The sequence below is a fragment of the Psychromonas hadalis ATCC BAA-638 genome, assembly GCF_000420245.1.
In the GTDB taxonomy this organism is placed as follows: Bacteria; Pseudomonadota; Gammaproteobacteria; order Enterobacterales; family Psychromonadaceae; genus Psychromonas; species Psychromonas hadalis.
Genome location: NZ_ATUO01000164.1, coordinates 1 through 7,569 on the forward strand (window position 1 = coordinate 1; position 7,569 = coordinate 7,569).

General features: G+C 38.2%; 6 protein-coding genes, 4 tRNA genes and 1 pseudogene. 9 read left to right on the forward strand and 2 right to left on the reverse strand.

What is annotated here, in order from left to right:
* Positions 1-223: pseudogene (locus G322_RS21075) on the forward strand (IS1595 family transposase); the annotation flags it as partial.
* Between the two features lie 189 nt (positions 224-412).
* Here G322_RS21075 and G322_RS0115745 read toward each other — a convergent pair.
* Positions 413-739, reverse strand: coding sequence for a transposase (locus G322_RS0115745; RefSeq protein ID WP_084683765.1), 327 nt, complete (start codon positions 737-739; stop codon positions 413-415).
* A gap of 536 nt (positions 740-1,275) precedes the next feature.
* Between G322_RS0115745 and G322_RS0115750 the strand changes: the two genes are divergently transcribed.
* The 6 genes from G322_RS0115750 to G322_RS0115780 all read left to right on the forward strand — a co-directional run bounded on the left by G322_RS0115750 (position 1,276) and on the right by G322_RS0115780 (position 3,922).
* Positions 1,276-1,352: transfer RNA gene (locus G322_RS0115750), tRNA-Arg, on the forward strand.
* A 17-nt stretch (positions 1,353-1,369) separates the two neighbouring features.
* Positions 1,370-1,445: transfer RNA gene (locus G322_RS0115755), tRNA-His, on the forward strand.
* 37 nt (positions 1,446-1,482) lie between these two features.
* Positions 1,483-1,567, forward strand: a tRNA-Leu gene (locus tag G322_RS0115760).
* 29 nt (positions 1,568-1,596) lie between these two features.
* Positions 1,597-1,673 (forward strand) — tRNA-Pro (locus G322_RS0115765).
* A 973-nt stretch (positions 1,674-2,646) separates the two neighbouring features.
* A complete protein-coding gene (locus G322_RS0115775; protein ID WP_156873980.1) occupies positions 2,647-2,868 on the forward strand; it encodes a hypothetical protein in 222 nt (73 codons plus the stop codon).
* A 355-nt stretch (positions 2,869-3,223) separates the two neighbouring features.
* Positions 3,224-3,922, forward strand: coding sequence for a VC0807 family protein (locus G322_RS0115780; protein WP_022942695.1), 699 nt, complete (start codon positions 3,224-3,226; stop codon positions 3,920-3,922).
* 71 nt (positions 3,923-3,993) lie between these two features.
* Here G322_RS0115780 and G322_RS0115785 read toward each other — a convergent pair whose 3' ends face one another.
* Positions 3,994-5,784, reverse strand: coding sequence for a M3 family oligoendopeptidase (locus G322_RS0115785; RefSeq protein WP_022942696.1), 1,791 nt, complete (start codon positions 5,782-5,784; stop codon positions 3,994-3,996).
* A 505-nt stretch (positions 5,785-6,289) separates the two neighbouring features.
* Between G322_RS0115785 and G322_RS0115790 the strand changes: the two genes are divergently transcribed.
* A complete protein-coding gene (locus G322_RS0115790) occupies positions 6,290-7,039 on the forward strand; it encodes a class I SAM-dependent methyltransferase (RefSeq protein ID WP_245542334.1) in 750 nt (249 codons plus the stop codon).
* 279 nt (positions 7,040-7,318) lie between these two features.
* Positions 7,319-7,569 (forward strand): transposase (locus tag G322_RS0115795; protein ID WP_022942698.1); only part of this gene is annotated, 251 nt, incomplete at its 3' end.

Sequence of the window (7,569 nt, forward strand, 5' to 3'; positions counted from 1 at the left end):
AACAAATTGTGACCATAAGCGACTAATAAACGGTAAAGTGAGAGTAATAGATAAGGTTTACCACATCCAGACCGTGAACGGTGCAATAGCGCATTTTAAGGGTTGGGTTAACGGAAAAATGAAAGGCGTAGCAACAAAGTATTTATCGAATTATCTTGCTTGGTTTAGGGAAAGCAACGCGAAGCTCAATAAACAAGAAATATTAGTCGCTGCCTATGGGTGACAACAGTGTTCTACAACAGAGCCAATTATTTATGGTTAGCCCAAATGAATGGCGTTTATTCACATTTAACAATAAATTATTCTTGTTTGTTCCTATCAATAGTCGGAATTTTCAACACCTCTACCTATTATCTAAATAGCAACAAAGCTATTATTTTTGTTATGACTTTTATTTTAACTAGTACCACATCTAGTGCCAACTCAACCCAAAACCACCAAAGACATTAAAATACAACAAGTTACAGCTCGGACTTGACTTCCCCCATCCCAGTAAAATTACAGAGTTAAAATCAAGACCAAAATGCTTGGTAATAGCCCAATTAAGCTCAATCCAATTAATTTTAGTCTCAAAGAACCTCTGTAAAGTGCGGTAACTTCCCCCTTTTTCAGTCCAGCGACTAATGCTTAACATTGTGATACGCCCAGTCATTGCTAACATTGCTTGGCAAATAATAAAAAGTTGTTTATAGGTTTTCGAGCAAAGTAATGGATGTAAGCACGTAAAAATTGTAATAATTTCAGTATGAGCCGTTGTTCTTAAGCATGTTTGTCAGAATTACATATTTTACCAACTGCTCACTTGTTTTTGCTACAAAATAAAGTCTCTGTTCCATTTTGCTGTTGTCGCCACGACAACCACTTAAATTACAAAGAGTTATGGATAAAGCAAATTAACGTAATCTCAACATTTACAAGGTGTTAGATTAAACAATAAAACCAGCAATATTGTTATGGAACAGAGCCAAAATAAATCATCTCTCACTTTGGCTAAGGTATTGTGATAACGGATGTATTAAAAATGTACCTATATATCCATGATATTTCAGATGCAAAATCAGCAATGCATCTTGAAGTAACAATCATTACTATGCTCAAACCACACGTCTCGCGTCCATTTTTAAGAGAAACAGATTACAATTTCACGTAAACATCGCCAAAGCGATTATTTATTACGCATACAGTCAATAAACACCAAATAACATTTGACGGCAATAGCCTAACTCAGTAATATCTCGCCTCGTTGCTTAGCAACAATTTTAAAAGTAAGCTAGTGCGCCCTTAGCTCAGCTGGATAGAGCAACGCCCTTCTAAGGCGTGGGCCACAGGTTCGAATCCTGTAGGGCGTACCATTTTTAAAAGATTAGTGGCGGATGTAGCTCAGTTGGTAGAGCCCCGGATTGTGATTCCGGTTGTCGCGGGTTCAATCCCCGTCATTCGCCCCATTCTTTTAAAGATAAAGCAGTAAAAGTTTAAGTAGTTGCGGGAGTGGCGGAATTGGTAGACGCGCTAGATTTAGGTTCTAGTATTTTAGGATGTGAGAGTTCAAGTCTCTCCTTCCGCACCATTTAAACTTAGTTCTTAACAGAACAATCTCGGTGATTAGCGCAGCTTGGTAGCGCACCTGGTTTGGGACCAGGGGGTCAAAGGTTCGAATCCTTTATCACCGACCACATTTAAAGCCTTGATAATTAAGTAAATTATCAAGGCTTTTTCATTTCCCCTGTTTCAAACTTCTAAAATAAGAAAACTTACACAGTCATTAAAGCAAAACGCATTAACAACAACTTCAGATCTGATCGCATTCCTATTAGCCTAAAATTTATATCTCTTTTCTACAGCCCTTTCAATTTCGTTTTCAGCCTATTTTTCCAATAATGGGAACGAATAGCAACGCATTCCTCCTTCTAAAAATGGCTCTTATAAAAATACAATTTTTAATAATTATCGACAGACATTAAAAATATACACAGTAAAATTTCCAATAAAGTCGCACTAAAATACAATAATTTAAGGGATAATTTGGGGTGTAAAACAACATCAATAATAGAAAAATCATAATTGGTGACCAAACGGTGACCATCTGGTGCCCAAAAAAATTTTGACACTTGAAAATAATAGAAATAAAAACAGCATTTTATTATCAATACCATTTTATTTGTAGCAAAAAAAAGCACCCAAAGGTGCATTAGTTATTTGGTCGTCACTAAGTGATTAAACTGAAATACTCGATAGTTTTTGCTCAATGAGTTGATGTACAGATCGATAGCTATCTTTATAGCACATCTCATTATTATGCATTAACTCACTCAACAAACACTTTGTCAATAATGCGTCTTTTAAATATTGAGAACAGCTTTGTAATTGGTATTTATAGAAAATATTATGGCCTCTTAATATCAATGCGGGATAAATAGCATCAGTTTGACTATCAACACCTTTGAACAAAATACTTGGATGCATTTTTTGATGAAACAATATCTCAACAACATCAGACCGTAATTTTTGATCGGAGATTTTAGTGATTAGCCGACCACATTTGAAGAATCCGCTTAGCTTTCAGAATTAAGCTATTTTTTTCGTTTCTAGGTATAAAAAATAACGAAGCTATACTTATAACAATGAACATGATGTAAAAAGGAAAAGATGATGCTGATTTTTTATATTGTTTGTGCTTGTATTATATTTGCAGGCTCTGGTGTAATAATGCAGCTTAATCGCTTAGCTATTTACCGTCGACGTATTATTCGCCACTTCGCTCATATTAACCAAAAAATTCCGTTTATTTTATCAGACAACCAAGAACAACAAATAAAGCAGTGTTTCTTGAAAGGTATCAGTATTCAAAACTGCATTGATGAACTTTAGTTTTGCAGGAAATTCCTAGATTTTATTCTTTTCAGCCGACCACATTACCTTCATGCAGAGCTTTTTTCCTACCCTTTAAGGTTATCCGGTATTGAGTAATACTGGCAACTTGTCTCTCTTTATTGATGGCACTGTTTAAATAATGTACTGATTTATTCATACTAATTAAAAATAGGTACATTACCGAATGAATAAAGACAATCGTAACGATAATAGACTTTCCAATGGTTATGGTAGATTCAATGAATTTGATATAAAATATCCTGCTTTATCGCACGCTATCAGCCTATTGTATTATTGAAGATAATTCGCTATAACCCTTACTATTAAATTTGTAATTAAAGAAGTAAACATCATGAAGAGTACATCGACACATAAGCCCCGCCCGATCATTGACTTACTTGTCAGCATCGTTCTCCCGTCATTTATACTAATGAAATTAAGTGGTGAAAACGATCTCGGGGCGACCGGAGGCCTGATCGCTGCGCTGGCCTTTCCACTTGCTTGGGGAATTTTTGAGTTAATAAAATACAGAAAGTTTAATTTTATCGCTTTATTGGGGTTGCTCAGTGTATTACTGACCGGTGGCATAGGCTTGTTTGAGCTAGACAACAAATGGTTAGCGATTAAAGAAGCCGCTATTCCTGCGCTAATAGGTCTGGGTGTTTTAATTTCTACGTTTACGCCCTACCCTTTAGTAAAAACCTTACTGTTTAACCCCGAAGTGATAGACATAGAAAAGATAAATCAAAGATTAGCAACACATAATAGTACCGACGCATTTGAAAAACGTTTATTGAAAGCGACCTATCTTGTTGTATGCTCTTTTGTGTTTTCAGCAACCATGAATTACATACTGGCCAAATGGCTGGTGACTAGTCCTGCGGGCACTTCTGAATTTAATGAACAGCTGGGTCAATTAACATTATATAGTTATCCAATGATTGCACTGCCGTCTATGTTGATGTTACTGGGTGTTTTTTATTATTTGTGGCGCACCATTCGTGACCTAACCGGCCTCACGCTAGAAGAAGTGATGGCGAAAAAAAAATAGGTTATTAACCTTTTTTTGCTCCTCTCTTTAATAAAGGGTCCGGTCACTAACCGGCTCCTTTATTTTTTAACCTATGAAATCAACAACGCAAACTTTTCTAACTGTTGATCAACACGATCTAAACTCTGTTGCCAGAACTGCGGATGGCGAATATCCAAGCCAAGATGTTTTTCAACCAATTGCTCCGCACTCATACGCCCGGTATCACGTAATAAGGCTTTATAGTCTTCATAAAAATGGGCACCTTTGGCTTCGCGCTGCGCATAAACACCAATGCTAAACAGGTAACCAAATAGATAAGGGTAGTTATAAAAACTCACTGAAGCGATGCTAAAGTGCAATTTACTGGCCCAAAACATCTCATTACTTTGCGCTGAGCTGCTACCATACCAATCAGACCAGGTTTTATCCATTAACTCACTGAGTTGCTCAGGTGTTAATTCACCTTCGCTACGCTGTTCATAAAACGCTTTTTCAAAGTCAAAACGAACAGGAATATTGATAGTCAGTGCCAGAGAAGACTGTGCTTCCTCCCATAACATCATGCGTTTATCCTGATCCGATTTAGCTTTTTCCATTAATGCATCACGCACTACATTCTCAGCAAAAATAGAAGCGGTTTCAGCGAGGGTCATCGGATAATGACTTTGCGCTATGGGTAAATCTTTAAGCACCCAGTTATGGAATGCATGACCGAGTTCATGGGCAAGTGTTAGCAGGTCAGACATGCTGTTACCCCAAGTCATAAAGACCAGTGGCGTGCGTGTATCGGCAAATTTTGAACAAAATGCGCCCAAGCGTTTGTTCTTCTGTGGGGCAGCATCAATCAGTTTTTTCTCGACCATCATATCCACAAACTCACCCATCTCTTCGTCGATGCCTGCAAAGGCATCACGAATAATGGTGATCGCTTCATCGAAGCTATAATGGCTCGCCTCCTCCCCGGCAATGGCTGGCATAGCGGCAAGCTCATCCCATGGATTTAAGGTATCCGAGTTAAACAATTTTGCCATTAATAATCCCGCTTTTTGTCCCACGGCGCGATTTTGATAAGCCACTTGCATTAAGGCATCCAGGGTTGATTTCTCAATACGGCTGTTATGCAAAGAGGCATCTAAAAAGTGTACTTTCTGTGTATGGCTACGTTTCTCATATTCACTTAAACGACTACCTGCAAGTGCATTTAAAATCGCGGCAATGCTTTGTTGATGGGTTTTCATCAGCGCGCTAATCGCTTGCCAAGCGGGCTCTCTGCGTGTTTCATCACTACCATATAACAGGCTAGCGGCGGTCGCGAGGCCCATGGTTTCTTGGCGACCATCACTGAGTGTGATAGTGACGTCTAAAGCACCCGTGAGGTTATTATATAAACGTCCCCATGCGTTACGCCCATCCACATTCATGGCCGTTAATAATTGCTCTTCTGGCACACTTAAACGTTGATTTTTTAAGGCTCTATCTTGCTCAAGCTTAAATTGAAAACTGCTCAGTGAGCCCGTTTCTTCATTACCCTCAATCAAGGTAACAAATTGTTGGCTTTCAAGGTTGATAATTTTATCTTGGTAAGGGCTAAAGCTTTGCATCAAGGTTGCACCAAGTTTATCCATGCGTACCGCTAAGTTTTTAGCGTCTGGGTTCTGTGCATCAACGGCGCTGCGACAGCTTGCATAACTGCTGATGGTCGCCAACGTCACAGTACTTTTTTGCAATAAAATTAGTGCATTTTGCAAATCAGCAATAGTGTCATTGGATGTGCTATTTAACTGCTTAATGGTCAATTCAATGCTGTTGATATCAGCGTTTATTTTTGTATCGTCTAGGTTTTTGTAAGCGATACTAAGGTCCCAACTGGGTGCGCTCATAAAATAAAGTCCTTATAATTATTTTACTAAAGATATTTGTCAGTAAAGCACAATATGATCAGGGTGCAAAGCCTGAGACGAAAGGTCTCGTTAGCGAGTCCGATGGGCTGACTATTTACGCTATTAATAGATTAATAAGGGAAAAGTGGGAGAATTACTTAATGGTTGTAAATTAAATCAACAAGTAAATGATTTAAACCTTTGAATGTCCCCTTTTCCGCCTATTTTCATCCCCACTTTTTTATTAAATAATATTTTTATCTCTACGTTAATGTCCAGATTCACTCAACCACTTCAGAATCGATATGATGACTAACCATTATTTAAGACATCGGGTAACCGATTATTTAATTTATCCCCGCAACACCGATGGTGTATAGTAACGTTATTATTTTTCACTAGTTAGACCAACAATATGCCCGATTACTACCTTCACTCCACAAATGCCCTCCAAGCACTGGAGGCTATAGCCAATGGACAATCTAGCGTTAAGCTATCGGCTGATTTGAATATTTCACAGCAGGACTTTACCTTAAGTGACAAAAGCCTAGTACTCGATGACGATAATCGACTTTCCGTTACCGAACTCAAAAAAATCGTAAAAAAAACACAAAGAATATATCTTTGTAGCGATGGAGATATGGAAGCGCTTGAAGACCGTAGTTCTGGCTACTACAAACTTGTGCCGACAAATGGCTCACCACTGCTAGAAATTAGTGGTGTAAAAATGCATATATCCAAGGGAACGGATCCCTTTGTGAGTGCATCAGCAATGGCCCAACAGGCGGTGCGTAAGGGTGATAAAGTTCTGGATTGCTGTGGCGGTTTGGGTTACGCGGCTATTGCGGCCCATCGATTAGGCGCAAGCGAGGTGCTTACCATCGAACTTAGTCCTCAAGTGATGGGGTTACGTGCACAAAACCCTTGGTCACAAGATTTAAAAAAATCAGGCATAGAGCAACGTCAAGGTAGTAGCTTTGAGTTGATTAAAACCATGCAAGCTATGTCCTTCGATGCTGTTATTCACGATCCACCACGTTTTTCTCTTGCGGGGGAGCTTTATAGCGAAGAGTTTTACCGCCAGATTTTTCGTATATTACGTCGTAATGGACGACTTTTTCATTACACCGGAAATCCACATGTGGTAAGAAAAGGAAGCAGTTTTGTTGACGGCGTGATAAAACGACTGCAAGCAGCAGGTTTCAAGAACGTGAAAAAAGTACCGCATTTGATGGGAGTCAGTGCGCAAAACTAAAGAATAAAAGGGAGTAAGACAATGATTGATGGATCATGCTGATTGATTGTTACGTTCTCTTTTAACCTTTAATTAAGACAAAGCAAGAACAGGACCTATATGGACGCTCACTCGTTGTCAAGACGAAAAATTTAGAACATAAAAATAATCTTCTATTCGTAATGACATTAACTCTAAAATCTCCGTACTAACTTGTATAATGCCCAAAGAAATTTAAACTATAAAATTAATATCCTTATTCCTATTTGAGATAATATCAACCCAAATAGGAGAATTGTAATGAGCAAAAAAAGAACAACATATTCAGCTGAATTTAAAAGTCGGCTTGTGCTTGAGTTATTGGAAAATGAAAAAAAAATAGCTGAAATTGCCAGTAAAAATAACATCACACCTAAAAATCTTCAGAATTGGAAAAAGATATTCTTGGATAATGCAGTGATTGCAATGGAGCCTGCTAAAGCGGTTAAAGCGGTTAAAGCGGTTAAAAAATACAAGCAAGAGCTTATCGCAGTTCAAGAAGAAAATGAAAT

Coding starts and splice junctions, on each gene's coding strand:
- G322_RS0115775 (WP_156873980.1), top strand. CDS start 2,647: ATGATGCTGATTTTTTATATTGTTTGTGCTTGTATTATATTTGCAGGC.
- G322_RS0115780 (WP_022942695.1), top strand. CDS start 3,224: ATGAAGAGTACATCGACACATAAGCCCCGCCCGATCATTGACTTACTT.
- G322_RS0115785 (WP_022942696.1), bottom strand. CDS start 5,784: ATGAGCGCACCCAGTTGGGACCTTAGTATCGCTTACAAAAACCTAGAC.